Source organism: Pseudomonas sp. Marseille-Q8238 (assembly GCF_965111915.1).
This window is the reverse complement of sequence record NZ_CBCOPI010000001.1, coordinates 493,922-515,816: the sequence shown is the minus strand read 5'-3', so window position 1 is coordinate 515,816 and position 21,895 is coordinate 493,922. Positions and strand designations below refer to the sequence as shown.

The following is a 21,895-nucleotide window of genomic DNA, read 5'->3' as shown; positions in this document are numbered from 1 at the left end:
CGCGTACTGCTCGGTTTAGAAGGACACCTTCGGGGCGGCCTGAATCGCCGCGCTGTCCTCGAACACCAACAGGCTAGCGTCCTGGCTGTGGCCGAAGAAGTTGGCCAGCACCACCGGCGGGAAGCTCTGCTTGTAGGTGTTGTAGGCCATCACCGCATCGTTGAAGGCCTGGCGGGAGAACGCCACCTTGTTCTCGGTGCTGGACAGCTCCTCGCTGAGTTGCTGCATGTTCTGCGACGCCTTGAGATCCGGGTAGGCCTCCATGGTCACGTTGAGACGACCCAGGGCGCTGCCCAGCACACCTTCGGCACCACCCAGGCGCGCCATGCTCTGCGCGTCGCCCGGCTGAGCCGAGGCCGCCTTGAGGCCGGCAACGGCACCATTTCGCGCCGCGATCACCGCTTCCAGGGTATCGCGCTCGTGGGCCATGTAGGCCTTGGCGGTTTCCACCAGGTTGGGGATCAGATCGTAGCGGCGCTTGAGCTGCACCTCGATCTGCGCGAAGGCGTTCTGAAAGCGATTCCGCAGCGCCACCAGCTTGTTGTAGATGCTGATGACATAGACCACCGCGAGCGCGAGGATGACCAGAATGACGATGCTGGATACAGCCATGACCATGTCCCTATCTGTGTACCGAATGAGCGGACGATGGTAACGGAAAACAGCGCAGGCGTACCCCTCACCAGGTCTCATCACTATCGGGCTCTTCACGCAGAAAGCGACGACCGACACGGCATTGCCATGAACCTTTGCGCCAGTCGCCCGGTCGCTTAAAGACCGACTGCATTGTCGGCACCGCCACCCTGCACAGGAGCGAGTCGAATGCCGAACCTGGCCCGCGAGCCATCGTCGAGGGAACTGGAACACCTGCTGGCCCGCTACCGGCACATTCGCGCCCGCTCCGAGCAGCTGTGCGCGCCGCTGGAGGTCGAAGACTACGGCGTGCAGAGCATGGCCGATGTCAGTCCGCCGAAATGGCACCTGGCGCATGTCAGCTGGTTCTTCGAGGCCTTCATCCTGCACCCCTTTCTGCACGCCTACCGTGCGCTGGATGTGCGCTACGACCACCTGTTCAACTCCTACTACCAGACCCACGGCACGCCCTTCCCGCGCGCCAGCCGTGGCGTGCTGTCACGGCCGACAGTCGCCGAGGTGTACCGCTATCGCCAGCACATCGACCTGGCCATGGAGACGCTGCTGCTGAATCCGCCGCCGGAACATGCCAGCGAGATCGCCCGCCGCCTGGAGCTGGGCGTGCAACACGAACAGCAGCACCAGGAGCTGCTGCTGATGGATATCAAACACATCCTCGCGCAGAACCCGCTGCGCCCCGTGTACCGCCACGACCTGCGCCCACTTACGGCTACGCAGCCCGCGCCCTTGCACTGGCACCGCTACCCGGGCGGCGTGCGCCATATCGGCCACAGCGGCGCGGGCTTTGCCTTCGACTGCGAGCAGCCCCGTCACCGAGTGTTCGTCGATGATTTCCGACTGGCCAGCCGCCCGGTGAGCAATGGCGAATACGCCGCGTTCATCCACGACGGCGGCTATCGCCAGAGCGCGCTGTGGCTGGCCGATGGCTGGAGCCTGATCCAGCAGGTAGGCTGGCAGGCCCCGCTGTACTGGCAGCGCGATGGCGACGCGTGGATGGAGTTCACCCTGGGCGGCCTGCGAGAGCTGGACCCGCACGCGCCGGTCTGCCACCTCAGCTATTTCGAGGCCGAGGCCTTTGCCGCCTGGGCCGGCGCACGCTTGCCCAGCGAGCAGGAATGGGAAGTGGCGGCGCAGGATCAGCCCCACCCACAGGGCAACTTCGTCGAGCGCGACTATCTGCAGCCGGTCGCCGCCGACGGGCACAACGATGGGCCAAGCCAGTTGTATGGCGATGTCTGGGAATGGACCGGCAGCGCGTACCGTCCCTACCCCGGCTTCCAGCCACTGGGCGGTAGCCTCGGCGAATACAACGGCAAGTTCATGTCCGGGCAGATGGTCCTGCGCGGCGGCTGTTGCGCCACACCCGAACCCCATATCCGCAGTACCTATCGCAACTTCTTCTACCCCTCCATGCGCTGGCAGTTCGCTGGCTTGCGCCTGGCCAAGGAGTCCTGAACATGGCGTTGGCAATCCGTTTCCACGAACAACAGGTGCAACCCGACAGCGAGTCCCTGCGCCAGGAAAGCCTGGCCGGCTTTGCTGCCACGCCCAAGTCGATCTCGCCGAAGTTCTTCTACGACCGGCGTGGTTCCGAGCTGTTCGAGCAGATCTGCCAGCAGCCGGAGTACTACCCCACACGCACCGAGGAAATGATCCTGCGCCTGGCCCGTCAACAGATCGCCGAACTCGCCGGTCGCGACGCCAGCCTGGTGGAACTTGGCAGCGGTGCCAGCCGAAAGGTGCGCCTGCTGCTCGAAGCCTTGCACCCGAGCAGCTACCTTGGCGTGGATATCTCACGCGACTTCCTGCTGAGCAGCACCCATCGCCTGGCAGCCGACTATCCCTGGCTCGATGTGCACGCCACCTGCACCGACTTCAGCCAGCCCATGCAGTTGCCCAGCGAAGCGATGGGCGAGCATCCCCTGGCGTTCTTCCCCGGTTCCAGCATCGGCAACTTCACCCCCGATGATGCCCTGGCCTTCCTGCGCAACCTGCATGCCACACTGCCCGCCGGGGCCGGCCTGCTGATCGGCGTAGACCTGGTCAAGGATACGGCGGTGCTTGAACGCGCCTACAACGACAATGCCGGCGTAACGGCCGCCTTCAACCTCAACCTGCTGCAACGCATCCGCAACGAACTGGACAGCGACATCGACCCGACGCGCTTTCAGCACCGCGCCTTCTTCAACAAGGCCGAATCGCGGATCGAGATGCACCTGGTCAGCCCCGAGGCGCAGACCGTGTGGATCGAGGATCAATGCTTCGACTTTGCCGCAGGCGAAACCCTGCACACGGAAAACTCCTACAAATACACCCCGGCCAGTTTCCGTGACCTGGCCGGACAAGCCGGCTTCAGCGCGGTGGCCATGTGGATGGACCCCGCTCGCCTGTTCAGCGTGCATTACCTGCAGCGCGACTGAGCCAGGCGCTACCGCACCAATTTCTGCGAATCGCTGAAATTACAGGCAAAAAAAACCCGCCATCAGGCGGGTCAACTGTGCGGAGCATGCACCAGGAATAAACGGGCAGCCAAGCTGCCAAAGGCGCTCCCAGGGGGAGGAACGCGGGAGGAAAATCAGGCGGTGAAGACCGCGTGCTCAAGACGCTGACCGGTCGCCAGCGTCCAGATGAACTGGCTGGCCACGGCGGCTTCGCGAGACAGATAAGGACCGGACTTCGGCACGCCATCGACCAGCACATACCAGCACGCCAGATGACCATCGGCGCGCAACGTGGCGGGCACGGCACTACCGACGAGAGACACGATATCGATGTGGGGCATGGCGAACTCCTGTGCGGAATGTGCAGCCACTGTATCGGCGCACCTGCCACCTCAGGAAATCATCCGGGCTGATAGTGGATATGTCCGGCTGCGATCACCTGACACAGGGATGCCCTCGTGCAGGCAATCCTGATTGCCCTGCGCCTGGGCAGCCAACCGCACGAAATGAAACCGCGGAAAAAGAAAAACCCCGCGAGCGCGGGGTTTTGCAGACTGGTTCTGACATCCTTGATCGCTTCGCCATCCTGGCGTCGATCCTGCGAATCCGTGTTTTATGTGTGCGCTTCCTGCGCTTCGTCCATGGAGGAGGAGATTAAATACCTGCCTCATTCCTCGATAGGCGTGATTAACCGCACGCGATGTAAGCATTTGCCTACATGACTACCGAGCGAGAACAGGTTCAGCAATCGCCTGTTCGAACCGTACCTACCAATCCATGACCAGCGTCGCACCGAGGCCATGCTGCCCGTCGTCGGCACGCCGCTGGTAATCGTAGCCAAGCTGCAGAGCCAGCCCCGGGGCGAGCAACTGGCGCAGACCGAGCACCGCGTTAGTCTGATAGCGTGAGGACTCCGCGCCGCGCAGGGTGAAATCTACTGCCGAAACACTGTTGAGGCTCATGCCCACCTCGCTGCCGTCATCCTCGAAGTCCTTCTCGCGGGCGACTTCGCCGAACAACTGAGTGTCGGCGGCAAGGTCGAAGCGCGCCTGCAAGCCGACGCCGAGGCGCCGCGAATCGAGACGCTGGTCGTCGTAGCCGAGGGCGGTGGAACTCGCGCCCCGCTCGCGGTAGCCATTGACGGTGATGCGTGACAGGTCGCCACTGACGAACGGCGCCAGGTGCAGCCGCTGGTCGGCCAAGCCCAACTCGACGCCCAACCGGCCACCAGCGGCGAACACCCAGCCGTCGGTATCGCCACGCTCGGTACGGGTGGTCTGGCCAAGGGCGAAGCGTCGCTTCAAGTCGTGGTAGTCGAGGTAGCCGGCGTCGAGCGTCAGGTCGCCCCAGAACAAGCCATCGTGGTACTGGGCAAAAACTCCGGCCAGGTAGCTGCGCAGGCCGTAGTCGGAGTCACGCGCGCCGAGTTCCAGCTTCTGCTCCTGCACGTTCAGCGTGGCCCCGAGACGCCAGTGCTCGGCGACGCGAACACTGGCACCGATGCCGAGCCCCATGCCGCGCCCGTCGCCGGCAGCAGCAGTGTCTGCCGCATCGAAGTCCATCCGGCGTACGCCCCCGGAAACGAAACCCCGCCACTGCCCCTCCTCCTGCCAGGTGCCCCAGTCGCCGAGAAACTGCTGGCGCAACTGCTCACGACCGCCACGCAATGCCAATTCGGCGGCCTGGGGCAGCAGACTGATCTCCCAGGGCGCAGCGAGAATCGACAGCCCCTGGTCCGCCAGGATGCGCTGCATCGCCGCGGTCGGGTGGACCTGGTCGGCGTAGATCAACTTGTCTGGATCAGGCGTCGCGCTCAGCGCGCCCCAGGTGGCGTTCTGGCAGCCGGTAGCGCCAGTTATGGACGCTGCATAGAAGCAGGTTGCCAGCAGGTTCTGGCTGGAATCGAACCCAAACGCCGCGGCGTTGGCCAGCACCTCGCGATACAGCAACGGTACGTTGAGTGGAATCACCTCGGCGTCGACACTCGCCATCTGCCGGATCAGCTCGGCATTGAACGCCTGCGCCAGGGCGTACTGCGCCGGATCAAACGTTCCGCCAGTGGTCGGATTGGCCACGTCGACCAGCAGCGGCGTCATGAAATAGCGGCCACCCGCGGCCTGCAGAGCACGCAGCGAGTCACCGAGGCGGACGGCGGCGGCCTGGGCTGTCGGCACGCTCACCACCAACCCCTGCAGGAAGTCGTTACCGCCACCATTGACGTAGAACAGCGTGTTGGTGTCGACCACCCGTCCGCCGACCAGATAACCGTCGCGAGTACGCAGCGGCACACCAGCGGAACTGACCACCGAGCCGCCCACCTGGGTGATCGACTGGTAGACCTGCGCGGTGGTGTAACCGCCCACCGCCCAGTTGTCACCGTCAGCCTGCCCCAGCGCCTGCCGCAGCGGGCTGGTCGAAGCCGCCTGGCTGCCGAACCCCAACCCCTCACCAATCAGCATCGGCGAGGTGGCACCAAAGGGCTCGCTGGAGAAATAGCCATAGGTCGGCCCCAGTTGCGTGGTGAAGCGGATCGGGTTGAGGCCGTTGGAGAACTGGCCCGCGTCGCTGAGGCTGTCGCCGAAGACCACCATACCGCTATAGGGTGCCGCGCTGACCGGGGGTGCTAGCAGTGCCAGGCAGGTGATGCCCAGCAGCATTGAAAAACGCTTCATCATCCGTGTCCCTTCTTGTTGTTGTGATGGACAAGCGGCGACGGATTCTAGGGAGCGCCTCTCCCCCACGCACTATCGCTCGCGCAAATTCCCTACTAGGACTGAACGCCTTGCCGGCGCGGCCTGGCGCTGTCGCACCAAAGACGGAATACGCGCTTGGCACAGGCACCCACACGGAATCGCCTGGCCACAAGACACGCCTCCCGACTCAACCTTTCACGCGATGCGCAACCCGCCTAAACAGGCCGGCAAGAAGAGACACTGTAGAAAAAAGAAAACCCCGCGAGTGCGGGGTTCTGCAGACGTATTCTGACATCCCGGGTCGATTTGCCATCCTGTCGTCGCGCCTGCCAATCCACATTCCCCGCTGCGCACCCTGTGTTTCGACCCTGGGCTGAGCGATCAAAAACCGGGCGTCTCGTTGAGAACCGCAATCGACAACAGGCACTGCCTGCATCTATCTGCACGACCGCCAGGCAGGAATAGATTCACAAATTCCTTGCACCCGTTATTATCGCGCGCCCACTCCTCCAGCCCGACCACGCGGTGCCCCTTTCGATGAAACCCCAACTGATAGCCGCCGCCGAAATCGACCGCGTGGAAACCTGGAGCCGCTACAACCGGGACATGTGCACCAGCTGCCACTCCACCTGCTGCACCATGCCGGTAGAAGTCCGCATCAGCGACCTGATCCGCATTGGTGTAGTCGACGAATTCGAGCGCGGCGAACCGGCCAAGAACATTGCCAAGCGCTTGCAGAAGGAAGGCCTGGTTGAACGTTTCAACCAGAAGTCAGGCATCTTCACCCTGACCCGCATGAGCAACAACGACTGCATGTACCTGGACCGCAAGACCCGTATGTGCAGCATCTACGAGAAACGCCCGGACACCTGCCGCAACCACCCCCGCGTTGGCCCACGCCCCGGTTACTGTGCCTGGCGCCCGAAGCAGGCCTGACTGCAATACCGGCTAAGCCGGAGTCACTATGGTCTGACGATCTCTCGCGAATGATCACGTGATCATCGAATGACAGACCACAAAAAAGCCCCCGTCGGCTCACACCGACGGGGGCTTTTCATTGCAGCAGCGGCTTATTTCTTGCCGGCGCGCTTACGGTCGTTCTCGGTGAGCAATTTCTTGCGCAGACGGATCGACTTCGGTGTTACTTCGACCAGCTCGTCGTCATCGATGAACTCCAGGGCCTGCTCAAGGGTGAACTTGATCGGCGGCACCAGGGCGATGGTCTCGTCTTTACCCGAGGCACGCATGTTGTCGAGTTTCTTGCCCTTGGTGGGGTTGATCACCAGGTCGTTGTCGCGGCTGTGGATACCGGCCAGCTGGCCTTCGTAGATATCCTGGCCCGGCTCGAGGAACAGCTTGCCGCGGTCCTGCAGGGTTTCCAGCGAGTAGGTCAGCGCCTTGCCGGTCGCCATGGAAACCAGCACGCCGTTCTGGCGGTGGCCGACTTCACCGACCTTGATCGGGCCATAGTGGCTGAAGGTCGAGGTCAGAATGCCGCTGCCCGACGTCATGGTCAGGAAGGCGTTACGGAAACCGATCAGACCGCGGGCCGGAATGGTGTATTCCAGGCGGATACGACCTTTGCCGTCCGGCACCATGTTGGTCAGGTCGCCTTTACGCAGACCCATCTGCTCCATCAGGGCGCCCTGGTGGGTCTCCTCGATGTCGACGATGACGTTCTCGTACGGCTCCTGCTTCTCGCCGTTGACTTCCTTGATCACCACTTCCGGACGACCCACGCCCAGCTCGAAGCCTTCGCGACGCATGGTTTCGATCAGTACCGAGAGGTGCAGTTCGCCACGGCCGGAGACCTTGAACTTGTCGGCGCTGTCGCCTTCTTCAACGCGCAGGGCGACGTTGTGCAGCAGTTCTTTTTCCAGGCGCTCCTTGATGTTGCGGCTGGTGACGAACTTGCCTTCTTTACCGCAGAACGGCGAGTCGTTGACCTGGAAGGTCATGGAGACGGTCGGCTCGTCGACGGACAGCGGCGGCAGGGCTTCGACGTTCTGCATGTCGCACAGGGTGTCGGAGATGTACAGCTCGTCCATGCCGCTGACGCAGACGATGTCGCCAGCCTGGGCTTCGGCAACTTCAACGCGCTGCAGGCCGGAGTGGCCCATGATCTTCAGGATGCGGCCCTGACGTTTCTTGCCGTCGGCACCGATGGCGATCACCGGGGTGTTGGTCTTGACCTTGCCGCGCGCGATACGGCCGATGCCGATGACGCCGAGGAAGCTGTTGTAGTCCAGCTGGGAAATCTGCATCTGGAACGGGCCGTCGACATCGACCTTCGGTGCCGGGACGTGGTCAACCACGGCCTGGAACAGCGCGTCCATGTTGTCTTGCAGGTTCTCGTGGTCCAGACCGGCGATGCCGTTCAGGGCGCTGGCGTAGACGATCGGGAAGTCCAGTTGCTCTTCGGTAGCGCCGAGGTTGTCGAACAGATCGAAGATCTGGTCGATAACCCAGTCAGGACGCGCGCCCGGACGGTCGATCTTGTTCACGACCACGATCGGACGCAGGCCGGCCTTGAACGCCTTCTGGGTCACGAAGCGGGTTTGCGGCATCGGGCCGTCCTGGGCATCGACCACCAGCAGTACCGAGTCGACCATCGACATCACGCGCTCTACTTCACCGCCGAAGTCGGCGTGGCCGGGGGTGTCGACGATGTTGATGTCGTAGCCATTCCATTTCAGGGCGGTGTTCTTCGCCAGAATGGTGATCCCGCGCTCTTTTTCCTGGTCATTGCTGTCCATCACGCGCTCGTTTTCGAGCTCTTTGCGGTCCAGGGTGCCGGACAGGCGCAGAAGTTTGTCGACCAGGGTGGTTTTACCATGGTCAACGTGGGCGATGATGGCGATGTTACGGAGATTCTCGATCACAAGTGTCGTCTCGATTAAGGATTCGGTTGCCGCGATGGAAGGCGGCCATGCAGGCTGGAAAGCGCTTCAGCGCAGCAGCCGGTCGGGAGGGCGGTGGCGAATACTGCCACCCAGCAACCCCGGTTGTTTAAGCCGGACGATAAACGCGCACATTGGCATGTCCCTCGCTCAGCAGATGGTGAGCATGCAGGCGGCTCATGACACCCTTGTCGCAGTACAGCAGGTACTGGCGATTGGCATCCAGCTCCTTGAAGCGACTGTTGATCGCGTAAAACGGCAGGGCCTGCACTTCGATGCCCGCCAACTCCAACGGTTCATCCTCGCTGACGTCCGGGTGGCGGATGTCGATGACGATCTGCCCCGGCAGGGCTTCGCGGACTTCTTCGATCTGCAGGTCCTGATCCAGCTCGTCGATCACGCGATCGACGGTCATCCGCGTGGCGCGCTCCAGGGCGCGCTCCAGAATGGCCATGTCGAAACGGGTTTCTTCGTGCTCGATGCGTTGTTTCTTGGCCTTGGTGGTCGGGTTCACCGAAATCACGCCGCAGTATTCCGGCATGTGCTTGGCAAACTCGGCGGTACCTATCTCATTGGCCGTATCGATGATGTCCTGCTTGTGGCTGGCCACCAGTGGGCGCAGCACCAGCATGTCGGTAGCCGAGTCGATGACCGAGAGATTGGGCAGGGTCTGGCTCGACACCTGGGAAATCGCCTCGCCGGTCACCAGCGCATCGATGCTCAGCTCTTCGGCGATTCGCGTAGCAGCACGCAGCATCATGCGCTTGAGCACGACGCCCATCTGGCTGTTGTCGACCTTGCCGAGAATCTCGCCGACCACTTCCTCGAACGGCACGCTGATAAACAGCACACGGTGCGAGCTGCCGTATTTCTGCCAGAGATAGTGCGCCACTTCCATCACGCCCAACTCGTGGGCACGGCCGCCGAGGTTGAAGAAACAGAAGTGGGTGAGCAGACCACGGCGCATCATCTGATAGGCCGCAACGGTGGAATCGAAACCGCCGGACATCAATACCAGGGTCTGTTCCAGCGAACCGAGCGGATAACCGCCGATGGCGTTGTGCTGGTGGTGGATGACGAACAGACGCTGATCGCGAATCTCGATGCGTACTTCCACATCAGGGTTCTTCAGGGCGATCCCGGCCGCACCGCACTGCTGGCGCAACTGGCTGCCGACGTAGCGCTCGACATCCATGGAGCTGAACGCATGCTTGCCGGCACGTTTACAGCGCACGGAGAAGATCTTGCCCGGCAACTGGTCGGCATAGTGCTGCTTGCACTTCTCCAGGATGTCGTCGAAATCACCCAGCGGGTATTCGTTGATTTCCAGGAAGTGGGCGATGCCGGGCGTACAGCTCAGGCGCTCGATCATCTCCAGCAGCGCTTTCGGCTCGCTGACCTTGGTTTCCACCTCGAGGTTGTCCCACACCCCGTCCACCCGCAACTCGGGGTCCAGATCACGCAGCACGGTGCGGATGTTCTTCCCCAACTGGCGGATGAAATGCTTGCGCACCGGCCGGCTCTTGATGGTGATTTCAGGGAAGACTTTGACGATGAGTTTCATGGGGACAGCAGTGCACGAGGCGCCGGAAAAAGAAGGGCGCGGATTATAGCGGAAATTGCTCAAGGTTTAACCAGAAACAACACACATTCGAAACCGCGCACCACAAGAGTGCACTACAATGGAGCGCCGCACCAAAATAGCACTTCATTTTGGTCAAAATATCGCCACAGCCCGCATATACGCTGCCCTTGAGGGCCAAAAACCACGCTGGGGCACTGGCATGCAATTTGCTCCCTTGTGAGGCAGGTTGCCCTGGAAGAGTATTCGCGCCGGGCTTTACCGTAATTTCTGAGGGGCTCACGATCGAGCCTTTCCATCTGGAGGACAACATGTCTAAGGCTGTTCAACTGATCAAAGAACACGACGTGAAGTGGGTTGACCTGCGCTTCACCGACACCAAGGGCAAGCAGCACCACGTGACCATGCCGGCCCGTGATGCCCTGGACGACGAATTCTTCGAAGTCGGCAAAATGTTCGACGGCTCCTCCATCCATGGTTGGAAAGGCATCGAAGCCTCCGACATGATTCTGCTGCCGGACGACAGCACTGCCGTGCTCGACCCGTTCACCGAAGAGCCGACCCTGATCCTGGTCTGCGACATCATCGAGCCGAGCACCATGCAAGGCTACGACCGTGACCCGCGCTCCATCGCCCGTCGCGCCGAGGAATACCTGAAGACCACCGGTATCGGTGACACCGTATTCGTGGGCCCGGAGCCTGAGTTCTTCATCTTCGACGAAGTGAAGTTCAAGTCCGACATCTCCGGCTCCATGTTCAAGATCTTCTCCGAGCAAGGCTCCTGGAACACCGACGCCGACATCGAAGGCGGCAACAAGGGCCACCGCCCAGCCGTCAAAGGGGGTTACTTCCCGGTTCCGCCGTGCGACCACGACCACGAAATCCGTACTGCCATGTGTAATGCCATGGAAGAAATGGGCCTGGTCATCGAAGTTCACCACCACGAAGTGGCGACTGCCGGCCAGAACGAAATCGGCGTGAAGTTCAACACCCTGGTGGCCAAGGCCGACGAAACCCAGACCCTGAAGTACTGCGTGCACAACGTGGCCGATGCCTACGGCAAGACCGCGACCTTCATGCCGAAGCCGCTGTACGGCGACAACGGTTCGGGCATGCACGTGCACATCTCCATCTCCAAAGATGGCAAGAACACCTTCGCGGGTGAAGGCTATGCCGGCCTGTCCGACACCGCCCTGTACTTCATCGGCGGCATCATCAAGCACGGTAAGGCCCTGAACGGCTTCACCAACCCGTCGACCAACTCGTACAAGCGTCTGGTCCCAGGCTTCGAAGCACCGGTCATGCTGGCCTACTCGGCGCGCAACCGCTCGGCCTCGATCCGTATTCCATACGTATCCAGCCCGAAAGCTCGCCGCATCGAAGCGCGCTTCCCGGATCCGGCTGCCAACCCATACCTGTGCTTCTCCGCACTGCTGATGGCTGGCCTGGACGGCATCCAGAACAAGATCCACCCCGGCGACGCTGCCGACAAGAACCTGTACGACCTGCCGCCAGAAGAAGGCAAGCTGATCCCGCAAGTGTGCGGCAGCCTGAAAGAAGCCCTGGAAGAGCTGGATAAAGGCCGTGCGTTCCTGACCAAGGGCGGCGTGTTCTCCGACGACTTCATCGATGCCTACATCGAGCTGAAATCCGAAGAAGAAATCAAAGTACGCACCTTCGTACACCCGCTGGAATACGACCTGTACTACAGCGTCTGATACCCACCGGTGTCATGAAAAGGCCTCCCTCGGGAGGCCTTTTTTATTGTTGTGACGCGGCCCGCAAGCGACGCTCGCCGATGCCGCGCCAGGCGGATCGATAAAGCGTGATCCACCCTACGCACCTCTCACGCCGAATGGCGGGCTGCGCACGCCCCAGGCTCCCCTGCGCGCCTACGTCATAGCCACATGCGCGTCAGATGCCGCCATCCATTGGCTGAGCCTGCTCGTCCGACTCCTGCGGCTTCGGCCGGCTGGCACGGGACAACTGGACGTTCAAGCGCGGCATGGCCAACTCCATACCAGCCTGATCCAGCTTCTGGCGCAGACGCAGGTTGAAGGCACGCTGCACCTCCCACTGCTTGATCGGCGCTGTCTTGAAGCGGAAACGCAAGATCGCCTGGCCATTGTCGAAGCTCTCGATGCCCTGCACCTCCAGTGGCGACCAGATCGAGCGGCTGACCACCCGATCACTGCGCAACTCGCTGGACACCTCGCGCACCAGCGCCACCGCATCGTTGATCGGCATGCTCGCCGGCACCGGCCAGCGGAACATCGCGTAGCCGAACTGCCGCGAGTAGTTCTTGATGCTCTTGATCTCGCTGAACGGAATGGTGTGCACCACACCATCCAGGTCGCGCAGGCGCACGGTGCGGATGGTCAGGCCCTCGACCGTACCCAGGTGGCCGCCGACATCGACGTAGTCATCGATCGACAACGAGTCCTCGATGATGATGAACAACCCGGTGATCAGGTCCGCCACCAGCGACTGCGCACCAAAGCCGATGGCCAGGCCGATGACACCAGCACCCGCCAGCAGCGGCGTGACGTTCATGCCCATGTTGGCCAGCGCGACGATCAAGGCAATGATGGCAATGGTGACGAACAGCACGTTGCGAATCAGCGGCAGCATGGTCAGGGCGCGGGCGCTGGTGCGGTTCTTTCCGCCCAGGCCGAGGCTATGCTGCACCGCGGTGTCGGTAAGGATCCAGATCAGCCAGGCCACCAGCAGGGTGCTGCCGAAGCTGACCAGTTTCATGCTGATCTGCGCCCCCTCACCTTCGGCGAAGCGCACCAGCGACATGTCCCAGACACGCAGGCCGATCTCCAGGAAGAACAGCAGGCCGGCAATGTGCACGAGCGTGTAGGCGAAGTTCAGCAACTGCTCGATATAAGGCGCGCTGTGGCGCGAACCATGCCGACCGGAACGCTGCCGCGCCCGGCGAATCAGGCCATTGACCGTCAACGCCACCACCGCCACCACCGAGCACAACAATGCCCGGCGCAGGGCATAGCTGCTGTCACCGGCGGTGACCAGGGTGGCGAACAGGGAAATACCCACCAGCACCAATACCGGCACGAACCATAGCGAACCGATCAGCTCGATCAGCTCATGCATGCCCCGGCGCTTCAGACGACGCTCCAGCGGCTGGTTGCGAATCAGGTGGGAGATCGGCCGACGGAACTGCAGCACGAACAACGCGGTGGCCAGCGCAGCAAAGATGTTCGCCAGCGAGCCCAGGCACAGGGCCGTGTATTGCCCCAGGCTCTCCGACACGCGCGGGTCATGCATCACCTCACCCAGCGCGGCCAGGCTGCCGATCAGCCACAGCGGGCGAAACGCCCGACGCCGCAGGATATCCAGCGCCCGCGTGCGGTGCGGCCCACCCAGCAACGACAGGGAAATCACGCACAGCGCCGAGAACAGCGTGCCACACACCAGCACATAAGCCATGACCATGGCCAATAGCTTGCCCAGTGAACTGGGCAGGACCACCGACAGGTAAATGGTGATCAGGAACGCGATCAGCCAAGGCCCCAGCTTGCGCAGGGCAAACAGCATCAGGTCACGGGTCTTGGGTTGCTGGGGCAACTCCTCGGCCAGGCCGAAGCGCTGCTGCATGCGCCGCCCGGCCCAACGCAACCCTATCGCCAGGCACGCCCACAACAGGATCACCACGAGAAAATCGAGAATCATGCCCGGCCACTGCTGCCAGGACGGCGCACGCTCCAGCAATTCCTTGCGCGCCTGGCTGAACTTGCCGGACCACAACGCCACCGGGCTGTTGGCTCCTTCGAATTGCTTCTCCAGGCTACCCAGGGTGTCGCCGATCAAGCCCAATACGCCACTGCGCTCTTCCGCACCCTTTTTCGTGGCATCACGCAGTTGCTTGAGCTTTTTCAGCAGGTCACTGCGCTGCTGCTCACTCTCCAGTGTCTGGATCACCTGGTTCAGCGACTGCTCCAGCTGGGCATCGCTGACCTTGGTTTCCCCCTTGCCCGTGACACCGGCCAACGGCCCCGGCAGCGCCGCCAGGGTACTGGTCGCGAACGACAGCCCCAGCAGCAGACAGGCAAGCGAACGGAAGAAGAAACGCAGCAAAGAAGTCACTGGCACGATCGAATACATCCAAGAGCGAATACACACAGACTGGACCGTGCATCATACAAGTGCCAGCCGGGAATGCCTGCCACCGTCTGCCCGACTACCTGTTAACCCCTGCTCATTACGTGCCTTTGTACTTGCCACCACCGGATAGCAGTGCAACGCTTACGGCATTGCCTATAGGGAGATCGTCCATGCGCCTGCTGACCGCTTGCCTGCTGTGCGTCCTGGCCATGCCGGCCGCCGCGCAGATCTACAAGTACACCGACGAGCGCGGCAATACCGTGTTTACCAACCAGCCACCGGATGGCCAGAAAGCCGAAACCGTCGAATTACCGCCTACCAACACCACCGAGGCGGTGAAACCCAGCGTGCCGGCCACCCCCTCGGACACAGCGCAGGCTCCGGCGGCTGCGCCGTATCAGACGCTGGAAATCATCAACATGCCCACCGAGGAAGCGCTACGCGCCAACAACGGCACCTTCACCGTCGAGGTACGCCTGCGCCCCTCCCTGCGCTCGCAACACATGCTGCGCCTGCTGCTCGACGGCAAACCCTATGGTCCACCAGGCAAGAGTGCGCGCATGGTGATCACCAACGCCGACCGAGGTGAGCACAGCCTCGCCGTCGAAGTGGTCAATGGCAATCAGCCGATCCAGCAGAGCCCCACCGTCACCTTCACCGTGCAACGGGTCAACACCAGCAGCCCGGCTTTCCCGCGCAGAGCAGCGCCCTAATCCCAGAAGAGCAACCCCACCTCATGCATCGCCCGCTTCTCAGTCTGTTGCTCTGCCTCCTCATCCTGCCGGCCCAGGCCGGCGTGTACACCTACCTCGATGCGGACGGTAACCGCGTTTATACCGACCAACCGCCCTCCGGCAATGCCGAGCGCATCGAGCTGGCACCGTCCAACAACATGGACCGCTACGCCGCTCCCCGTCCGCCAGCCCCACCGATCATGAGCCAGCCACTGACCCCGGTGTATCAGGTGTTGCGCATCCTCATTCCCGAGCCCGATGCGACCATCCGTGATGGCGCCGGCAACCTGATCGTGAGCGCCACCAGCGAACCCGCCTTGCAGGCCGGGCACAGCTTCCGCCTGATCATGGACGGCCAGCCCGTAGGCAAGGCCGGACGCAGCCCGGTATTCCCGCTGGAAAACGTCGACCGGGGCACCCACCAGATTTCCGTGGAAATCCTCGATGACAAAGGTCGCATCCTTGAACGCACCCCCAGCCAGCCGTTTCACATGAAGCGCATCTCGCTGAATGAAAAACGCCGGGCCAATCCTTGCCAGAAGAACGATTACGGGGTTCGCCCCGAATGCCCGATAGAAAGCAAACCGAAAGAACCACGCAACATCCCGCTGCTCCCCTTCATCTGAGCAACAGAACAATCGCACCAATTTGGTGCGCTATAGTGCACCGATATCTGTAGTCTCCCTGTTTTGGTTCACTCGCTACCGGGCCGCCCACGCCGAAACCCGGCCAGGAGCGGGGCTATCGCAGACAACACGCGTCTTTTCGGGGCTTTGGTTTGCTTCTTGCATTTTCCTAGCCCATTGCCGGATGCCTGCCCATGACCATAAACGACGCACTGCACCGCCTACTGCTGGATAACCTGACCACCGCCACGCTGCTGCTCGATGCGGATCTTCGTCTCGAGTACATGAATCCGGCGGCGGAAATGCTGCTCGCCGTCAGCGGCCAACGCAGCCATGGCCAGTTCATCAGCGAACTGTTCACCGAATCGCCGGAAGCGCTTGGCTCACTCCGCCAGGCCGTCGAGCAGGCGCACCCATTCACCAAGCGTGAAGCCATGCTCACCTCGCTGTCCGGGCAGACGCTTACCGTCGATTACGCGGTCACGCCGATCCTCAACCGTGGCCAGACCCTGCTGCTGCTCGAGGTTCACCCGCGCGACCGCCTGCTGCGCATCACCAAGGAAGAAGCGCAGCTGTCCAAGCAGGAGACCACCAAGCTGCTGGTGCGTGGCCTGGCCCACGAGATCAAGAATCCGCTCGGCGGGATTCGCGGCGCCGCGCAACTGCTGGCCCGCGAACTGCCGGAAGAAAGCCTCAAGGATTACACCAACGTGATCATCGAAGAGGCCGACCGCCTGCGTAACCTGGTCGACCGCATGCTCGGCTCGAACAAGCTGCCGTCGCTGTCGATGACCAACATCCATGAAGTGCTGGAACGGGTCGCCAGCCTGATCGAGGCGGAAAGCCAGGGCAGCATCACCCTGGTGCGCGACTATGACCCGAGCATTCCCGACCTGCTGATCGACCGCGAGCAGATGATCCAAGCCGTGCTCAATATCGTGCGTAACGCCCTGCAGGCCTTGTCCGCCCAGAGCGACCTGCGCCTGGGTCGCATCAGCCTGCGCACCCGCGCGCTGCGCCAGTTCACCATTGGCCACGTGCGCCATCGCCTGGTGGCGAAGATGGAAATCATCGACAACGGCCCGGGCATTCCACCCGAGCTGCAGGAAACCATCTTCTACCCCATGGTCAGCGGCCGCCCTGACGGCACCGGGCTGGGCCTGGCCATCACCCAGAACATCATCAGCCAGCACCAGGGGTTGATCGAGTGCGAGAGCCATCCTGGCCATACCGTGTTCTCGATCTTCCTCCCGCTGGAACAAGGAGCCTTTCAACCATGAGCCGCAGTGAAACCGTCTGGATAGTCGACGACGATCGCTCCATCCGCTGGGTCCTGGAAAAAGCCCTGCAACAGGAAGGCATGACCACCCAGAGTTTCGACAGCGCCGACGGAGTGCTCGGGCGCCTGAGCCGTCAGCAGCCGGATGTGATCATCTCCGACATCCGCATGCCGGGCGCCAGCGGCCTCGACCTGCTGGCACGCATCCGCGAGCTGTACCCGCGCCTGCCGGTGATCATCATGACCGCGCACTCGGACCTCGACAGTGCTGTGGCGTCTTACCAGGGCGGCGCCTTCGAGTACCTGCCCAAGCCGTTCGATGTCGACGAAGCTGTCTCGCTGGTCAAGCGCGCCTTCCAGCATGCGCAGGAACAGCAAGGCCTGGAAGTGCCGGCCGCCCTGGCCCGCACCCCGGAAATCATCGGCGAAGCACCGGCCATGCAGGAGGTGTTCCGCGCCATCGGCCGCCTCAGCCATTCCAACATCACGGTGCTGATCAACGGCGAATCCGGTACCGGCAAGGAGCTCGTAGCGCATGCGCTGCACCGCCACAGCCCGCGCGCGGCATCGCCCTTCATCGCTCTGAACATGGCGGCGATCCCCAAGGACCTGATGGAGTCCGAACTGTTCGGCCATGAAAAAGGCGCCTTCACCGGCGCAGCCAACCAACGCCGTGGTCGCTTCGAGCAGGCCGATGGCGGCACCCTGTTCCTCGACGAGATCGGCGACATGCCGGCGGATACGCAAACCCGCCTGCTGCGCGTGCTGGCCGACGGCGAGTTCTACCGGGTCGGCGGCCACACACCGGTCAAGGTCGACGTGCGCATCATCGCCGCCACCCACCAGAACCTGGAAACCCTGGTACAGGCCGGCAAGTTCCGCGAAGACCTGTTCCACCGCCTCAACGTGATCCGCATCCACATCCCGCGGCTATCCGACCGCCGCGAGGACATCCCCACCCTGGCCCGCCACTTCCTCAGCCGCGCCGCCCAGGAGCTGGCCGTGGAGCCCAAGCTGCTGAAAGGCGAAACCGAGGAATACCTCAAGCACCTGCCCTGGCCGGGCAACGTGCGCCAGCTGGAAAACACCTGCCGCTGGATCACCGTCATGGCCTCGGGCCGTGAGGTGCATGTCGACGACCTGCCACCCGAGCTGCTCACCCAACCGCAGGAAAGCCAGCCCGCCAGCAACTGGGAACACGGCTTGCGCCAGTGGGCGGACCAGGCCCTGGCACGCGGCCAGTCGAACTTGCTGGACACCGCCGTGCCGGCGTTCGAACGCATCATGATCGAGACCGCGCTCAAGCACACCGCCGGCCGCCGCCGCGATGCAGCGATCCTGCTTGGCTGGGGTCGCAACACCCTGACCCGCAAGATCAAGGAACTGGGCATGAAGATCGACGGTGGCGACGACGAGGACGGCGACGACGCCTGATCCTTGTGCACGACGCACCAAGGATGCGCCGCAGTGGGGCTCGATGCACTCCTGCGGCTCACCAGAAAATGCACCGTAACCCACGTCTGATCCGCTGAAACCCTTTATTCACAAGGCCTGCGCTACCGGCAACAAAATTGGCACACAGCCTGCATAGTCTGAGGTAATCCCAGTTTCGGGGACCTTGGTACAGGCAGGCCGGGGATTCCCCTCTTTTACACCACGCCAGAAAGGCCACCCTCAGCGGTGGCCTTTCTGCTTATGGGCGGCGACCTTCCAGCGCGGCTGCCCGCTGACGTGCAACCTCGCGCGAGCGCTCATCCAGCCCCTCGCCCTTCAGCGCCAGCCGATAGTGCCTGGCGGCCTGCCGCGGCTGCTCGAGCTTTTCCAGCGCCGTCCCCAGCCCCATTTGCCAACTGGCCTGAGCAGGCCGCAGTTCGACCATGCGTCGATACAGATCAGCACTTTCCCGCCATTGCCCGGCACGCTGGTAGGCGAAGGCCAGCAAGGCGTAGTAGACGGGCGCCTGCGCCAATGGAGGCGTGCTCTGCTCCAGCGTCGTCACGGCGCCCGACACATCACCGGATTGCAACTGCGCCCGGGCCAGCAACGCACGCAGGCCGGGGTCATCAGGCAGACGCTTCAGTTGCTCCGGCAGCCAGGCCACGACCCGCGCCTGCTGCCCGTCAGCCAGGTAGGCATGGGCCAGCAGGCGCAGGATGTCAGGATCGTTGGCATCCGCTTCGTGCAGCGCCTCCAGTGTCTGGATCGCGCGCGGGAAATCACCTTCCATCAGGCTCTCTCGTGCCTGGCTCAGGGTATCGACCGCCGGCACGGGCGCCGTGGCCCAGTCCGGCAATGGAGGTTCGACCGGCTCACTGACGGCCTCCGCGGGCGGCAGGTTATCCAGATCGAGCGGCTCCTCGACAACGGGCGCAGGCGCATCCAGCGGTATATCGACCCACAAGGCCCAGCGCTCACCGGCCGGCTCCAGACGATCACGCACCACCAGGCCTTCGCCGAGCGCAACCAGCAGGACCTGCACGTCCGCTCCACGCTGTTCCACGCGCCAGGACAGGCTCCGCGCCTTGCCCTGCACCTTGCCTTGTCGCGGGCCGCCCACCAACAGCATGTTCGGCAAGCGCAGGCTGACGGCACCATCTTCCTCCGTGCGCTGATAGGTGATCGAGCGATCAAGCGACAACTGCAGGGCCAGCGCATCGGGATCTTCCTGCACCAGCACATCGAGAACCTGAGCCGGCACGGGTGCCGGGACAACGACAGGTGCCTTGGCCAGTGGCGGCACGGGATTGACCAGGCGCCCGATCATCAGCCCGACCAGCACGCCTGCAAGAATCACCGCACCAAGCCATTTGTAACCCCGGCGCAGGCGTTCGCTACGCTCGCGCTGGGCAGCCTCGGCCTTGGCTTGCAGATCGTCCTGCGCCACCGCGTCGACAAGCACCTCGTGATCACGCGGCATGTCGTCCTGGTTCATCCAAACACTCCCTTCCGGGTATCAACTGCTTGCGGTCGAGCCAGCGAGAAGCGGCTCACGCTAGAATGCGCACTCGTTCCCTCCCCGAGCCCGACCATGTTCCACGTCGTCCTGTTCCAGCCCGAAATCCCGCCCAACACCGGCAACGTCATCCGCCTGTGCGCCAACACCGGCTGCCAGTTGCACCTGATCGAGCCGCTGGGTTTCGAACTGGATGACAAACGCCTGCGTCGCGCCGGGCTGGACTACCACGAGTATGCGCCGCTCAAGCGCCATGCGTCCCTGGCGGACTGCATCGCCGCAACCTCACCCACACGCATCCTCGCGTTCACCACCAAGGCAAGCCACAACTACGCGCAGATGGCTTACCAGGCTGGCGACCTGCTGCTGTTCGGCCCGGAAAGCCGTGGGCTGCCGAGCGAGATCCTCGAACAGATTCCCGACGAACATCGCCTGCGTATGCCGATGCGCCCGCACAACCGCAGCCTCAACCTGTCCAACGCCGTCGCTGTGGTGGTCTATGAGGCCTGGCGGCAGCACGACTTTGCCATGGACTGAAAGCCCGCCCCGCTGTCCCAGCTAAACGATACAGCGAGAACATGGCCATAAAAAAAGCGCCCCGCGGGGCGCTTTTCTTCAGGGCAGGACTCAGGCCGGAACCGGCGCTTCGCCAGCGGCCTGGATGCGTTGCAGCTCTTGGGCATACAGCGCGTCGAAGTTCACCGGCGCCAGCATCAGGGCCGGGAAGGAACCGCGAGTCACCAGGCTGTCCAGCGCTTCACGCGCGTAAGGGAACAGCAGGTTTGGGCAGAAGGCGCCCAGGGTGTGGCTCATGGAGGCGGCATCGAGGCCCTGGATCAGGAAGATACCGGCCTGCTGGACTTCAGCGATGAAGGCGGTTTCTTCGCCGTTCTTCACGGTCACGGAGAGGGTCAGTACCACTTCGTGGAAGTCGCCTTCCAGAGCCTTCTGGCGAGTGTTCAGGTCCAGGGCGACGCTCGGCGTCCACTCCTTGCGGAAAATCTCCGGGCTTTTCGGCGCCTCGAAGGACAGGTCACGCACATAGATGCGCTGCAGGGAGAATTGTGGCCCTTGTTCGGCCTGGGCGGCGCCGTTGTTCGCTTGTTCAGTCATGACAGAGTCTTCTTGATTACGGGTTACTGAAAGGGTTCAGGCCTTGAGCAGCGCGTCCAGCTTGCCCGCACGCTCCAGGGCGAAAAGGTCATCGCAGCCGCCAACGTGCTGCTCACCGATCCAGATCTGCGGGACCGATGTGCGACCGGCCTTGCGCACCATCTCGGCACGCACCTGGGGCTGGCCGTCGACGCTGATTTCCTCGAAGGCCACGCCCTTGTTGTTCAACAGTTGCTTGGCGCGGATGCAGTAAGGGCACCAGGCGCTGGAGTAAACCACAACTGCCGGCATGTCACTTGACCACGGGCAGGTTGTCGCCGCGCCAGGTGGCGATGCCGCCGCCGAGCTTCGCCGCGGTGTAGCCGGCCTTCTTCAGGTCGCGGGCAACGCCGCCGGCGTGCTGGCCAATGGCGTCGACCACGATGATGGTCTTGGCCTTGTGCTTGTCCAGTTCGGTGATGCGCGCAGCGACTTTATCCGACGGAATGTTGATCGCGCCGACGATGTGGCCAGTGGCGAAGTCCTTGTTGCTGCGGATATCCAGCACCACACCCTGCTCGCTGTTGACCAGTGCGGTGAGCTCGCGGCTGGACAGGCTTTTGCCGCCCTTGCGCAGTTCGCTGACGATCAGCAGCACCAGCAGAAAGACGAAACATCCGACCAATACATAGTGGTTAGTGGCAAATTCAATCAGGTGGGCCAACATTGCGGGGTTCCAGAGCGGTAAAATGCCGGCCAGTATACACAGCCCCGCTTAGCGGCCAAGCCCGCCCAGCGGTGACGTCGCAGGCC

Annotated in this window: 19 protein-coding genes; 9 read left to right on the top strand and 10 right to left on the bottom strand. The window is 62.7% G+C overall.

Annotated features, from left to right (window positions below):
- Positions 1-15: 15 nt before the first annotated feature.
- Complete coding sequence (locus ACWPW0_RS02260; RefSeq protein WP_447588564.1) at positions 16-612, bottom strand: LemA family protein; 597 nt, start codon at positions 610-612, stop codon at positions 16-18.
- Positions 613-822: 210 nt separating this feature from the next.
- Between ACWPW0_RS02260 and egtB the strand changes: the two genes are divergently transcribed.
- Together egtB and egtD are read left to right on the top strand one after the other, a co-directional pair.
- Positions 823-2,109 (top strand): ergothioneine biosynthesis protein EgtB, encoded by a 1,287-nt coding sequence (gene egtB / locus ACWPW0_RS02255; RefSeq protein ID WP_454254313.1) that lies wholly within the window; start codon positions 823-825, stop codon positions 2,107-2,109.
- Between the two features lie 2 nt (positions 2,110-2,111).
- Positions 2,112-3,074, top strand: a complete 963-nt coding sequence (gene egtD / locus ACWPW0_RS02250) for an L-histidine N(alpha)-methyltransferase (RefSeq protein WP_454254312.1) — start codon at positions 2,112-2,114, stop codon at positions 3,072-3,074.
- 155 nt (positions 3,075-3,229) lie between these two features.
- On the opposite strand, the gene ACWPW0_RS02245 is transcribed toward egtD, so the two are convergent.
- Positions 3,230-3,436 (bottom strand): hypothetical protein, encoded by a 207-nt coding sequence (locus ACWPW0_RS02245; protein ID WP_447588559.1) that lies wholly within the window; start codon positions 3,434-3,436, stop codon positions 3,230-3,232.
- Positions 3,437-3,862: 426 nt separating this feature from the next.
- Entirely contained in the window at positions 3,863-5,767 is a 1,905-nt protein-coding gene (locus tag ACWPW0_RS02240) for an autotransporter domain-containing protein (protein WP_454254311.1), read from the bottom strand.
- Positions 5,768-6,325: 558 nt separating this feature from the next.
- Between ACWPW0_RS02240 and ACWPW0_RS02235 the strand changes: the two genes are divergently transcribed.
- Positions 6,326-6,724, top strand: coding sequence for a YkgJ family cysteine cluster protein (locus tag ACWPW0_RS02235; RefSeq protein ID WP_447588555.1), 399 nt, complete (start codon positions 6,326-6,328; stop codon positions 6,722-6,724).
- Positions 6,725-6,858: 134 nt separating this feature from the next.
- Here the strand turns inward: ACWPW0_RS02235 and typA are convergent, their stop codons facing one another.
- Positions 6,859-8,670 (bottom strand): translational GTPase TypA, encoded by a 1,812-nt coding sequence (gene typA / locus ACWPW0_RS02230; protein WP_447588553.1) that lies wholly within the window; start codon positions 8,668-8,670, stop codon positions 6,859-6,861.
- 127 nt (positions 8,671-8,797) lie between these two features.
- A complete protein-coding gene (gene thiI, locus ACWPW0_RS02225; RefSeq protein ID WP_454254310.1) occupies positions 8,798-10,252 on the bottom strand; it encodes a tRNA uracil 4-sulfurtransferase ThiI in 1,455 nt (484 codons plus the stop codon).
- A gap of 329 nt (positions 10,253-10,581) precedes the next feature.
- Between thiI and glnA the strand changes: the two genes are divergently transcribed.
- Positions 10,582-11,988 carry a glutamate--ammonia ligase gene (gene glnA, locus ACWPW0_RS02220; protein ID WP_447588549.1) on the top strand — a complete coding sequence of 469 codons (1,407 nt, stop codon included), beginning with the start codon at positions 10,582-10,584 and terminating at the stop codon, positions 11,986-11,988.
- A 196-nt stretch (positions 11,989-12,184) separates the two neighbouring features.
- On the opposite strand, the gene ACWPW0_RS02215 is transcribed toward glnA, so the two are convergent.
- Positions 12,185-14,380 (bottom strand): mechanosensitive ion channel family protein, encoded by a 2,196-nt coding sequence (locus tag ACWPW0_RS02215; RefSeq protein ID WP_447595516.1) that lies wholly within the window; start codon positions 14,378-14,380, stop codon positions 12,185-12,187.
- Between the two features lie 188 nt (positions 14,381-14,568).
- Here ACWPW0_RS02215 and ACWPW0_RS02210 point away from each other — a divergent pair, with 188 nt between their 5' ends.
- From ACWPW0_RS02210 to ntrC, 4 genes are all read left to right on the top strand, one after another.
- Complete coding sequence (locus ACWPW0_RS02210; protein WP_454254309.1) at positions 14,569-15,111, top strand: DUF4124 domain-containing protein; 543 nt, start codon at positions 14,569-14,571, stop codon at positions 15,109-15,111.
- Positions 15,112-15,134: 23 nt separating this feature from the next.
- Positions 15,135-15,758 (top strand): DUF4124 domain-containing protein, encoded by a 624-nt coding sequence (locus ACWPW0_RS02205; RefSeq protein ID WP_454254308.1) that lies wholly within the window; start codon positions 15,135-15,137, stop codon positions 15,756-15,758.
- Between the two features lie 194 nt (positions 15,759-15,952).
- The gene (glnL, locus tag ACWPW0_RS02200) at positions 15,953-17,038 is read left to right on the top strand and encodes a nitrogen regulation protein NR(II) (RefSeq protein WP_447588545.1); all 1,086 of its coding nucleotides are present in this window, start codon (positions 15,953-15,955) and stop codon (positions 17,036-17,038) included.
- Complete coding sequence (ntrC, locus tag ACWPW0_RS02195) at positions 17,035-18,471, top strand: nitrogen regulation protein NR(I) (RefSeq protein ID WP_454254307.1); 1,437 nt, start codon at positions 17,035-17,037, stop codon at positions 18,469-18,471. The genes glnL and ntrC overlap by 4 nt, the downstream gene beginning before the upstream one ends.
- Before the next feature lie 259 nt (positions 18,472-18,730).
- On the opposite strand, the gene ACWPW0_RS02190 is transcribed toward ntrC, so the two are convergent.
- A complete protein-coding gene (locus tag ACWPW0_RS02190; protein WP_454254306.1) occupies positions 18,731-19,969 on the bottom strand; it encodes a tetratricopeptide repeat protein in 1,239 nt (412 codons plus the stop codon).
- A 96-nt stretch (positions 19,970-20,065) separates the two neighbouring features.
- On the opposite strand from ACWPW0_RS02190, the gene trmL reads away from it, so the two are divergent.
- On the top strand, positions 20,066-20,527 hold the full coding sequence (trmL, locus tag ACWPW0_RS02185) for a tRNA (uridine(34)/cytosine(34)/5-carboxymethylaminomethyluridine(34)-2'-O)-methyltransferase TrmL (protein WP_454254305.1): 462 nt from the start codon (positions 20,066-20,068) through the stop codon (positions 20,525-20,527).
- Between the two features lie 90 nt (positions 20,528-20,617).
- Here trmL and secB read toward each other — a convergent pair whose 3' ends face one another.
- From secB to ACWPW0_RS02170, 3 genes are read right to left on the bottom strand one after another with little or no spacing between them, the layout of a single operon-like run.
- Positions 20,618-21,103: a protein-export chaperone SecB gene (gene secB, locus ACWPW0_RS02180; RefSeq protein ID WP_447588540.1), complete on the bottom strand. Its 486-nt coding sequence runs from the start codon at positions 21,101-21,103 to the stop codon at positions 20,618-20,620.
- 36 nt (positions 21,104-21,139) lie between these two features.
- Complete coding sequence (gene grxC, locus ACWPW0_RS02175; RefSeq protein ID WP_454254304.1) at positions 21,140-21,394, bottom strand: glutaredoxin 3; 255 nt, start codon at positions 21,392-21,394, stop codon at positions 21,140-21,142.
- Between the two features lies 1 nt (position 21,395).
- A complete protein-coding gene (locus ACWPW0_RS02170) occupies positions 21,396-21,809 on the bottom strand; it encodes a rhodanese-like domain-containing protein (RefSeq protein ID WP_447588536.1) in 414 nt (137 codons plus the stop codon).
- Positions 21,810-21,895 lie beyond the last annotated feature (86 nt).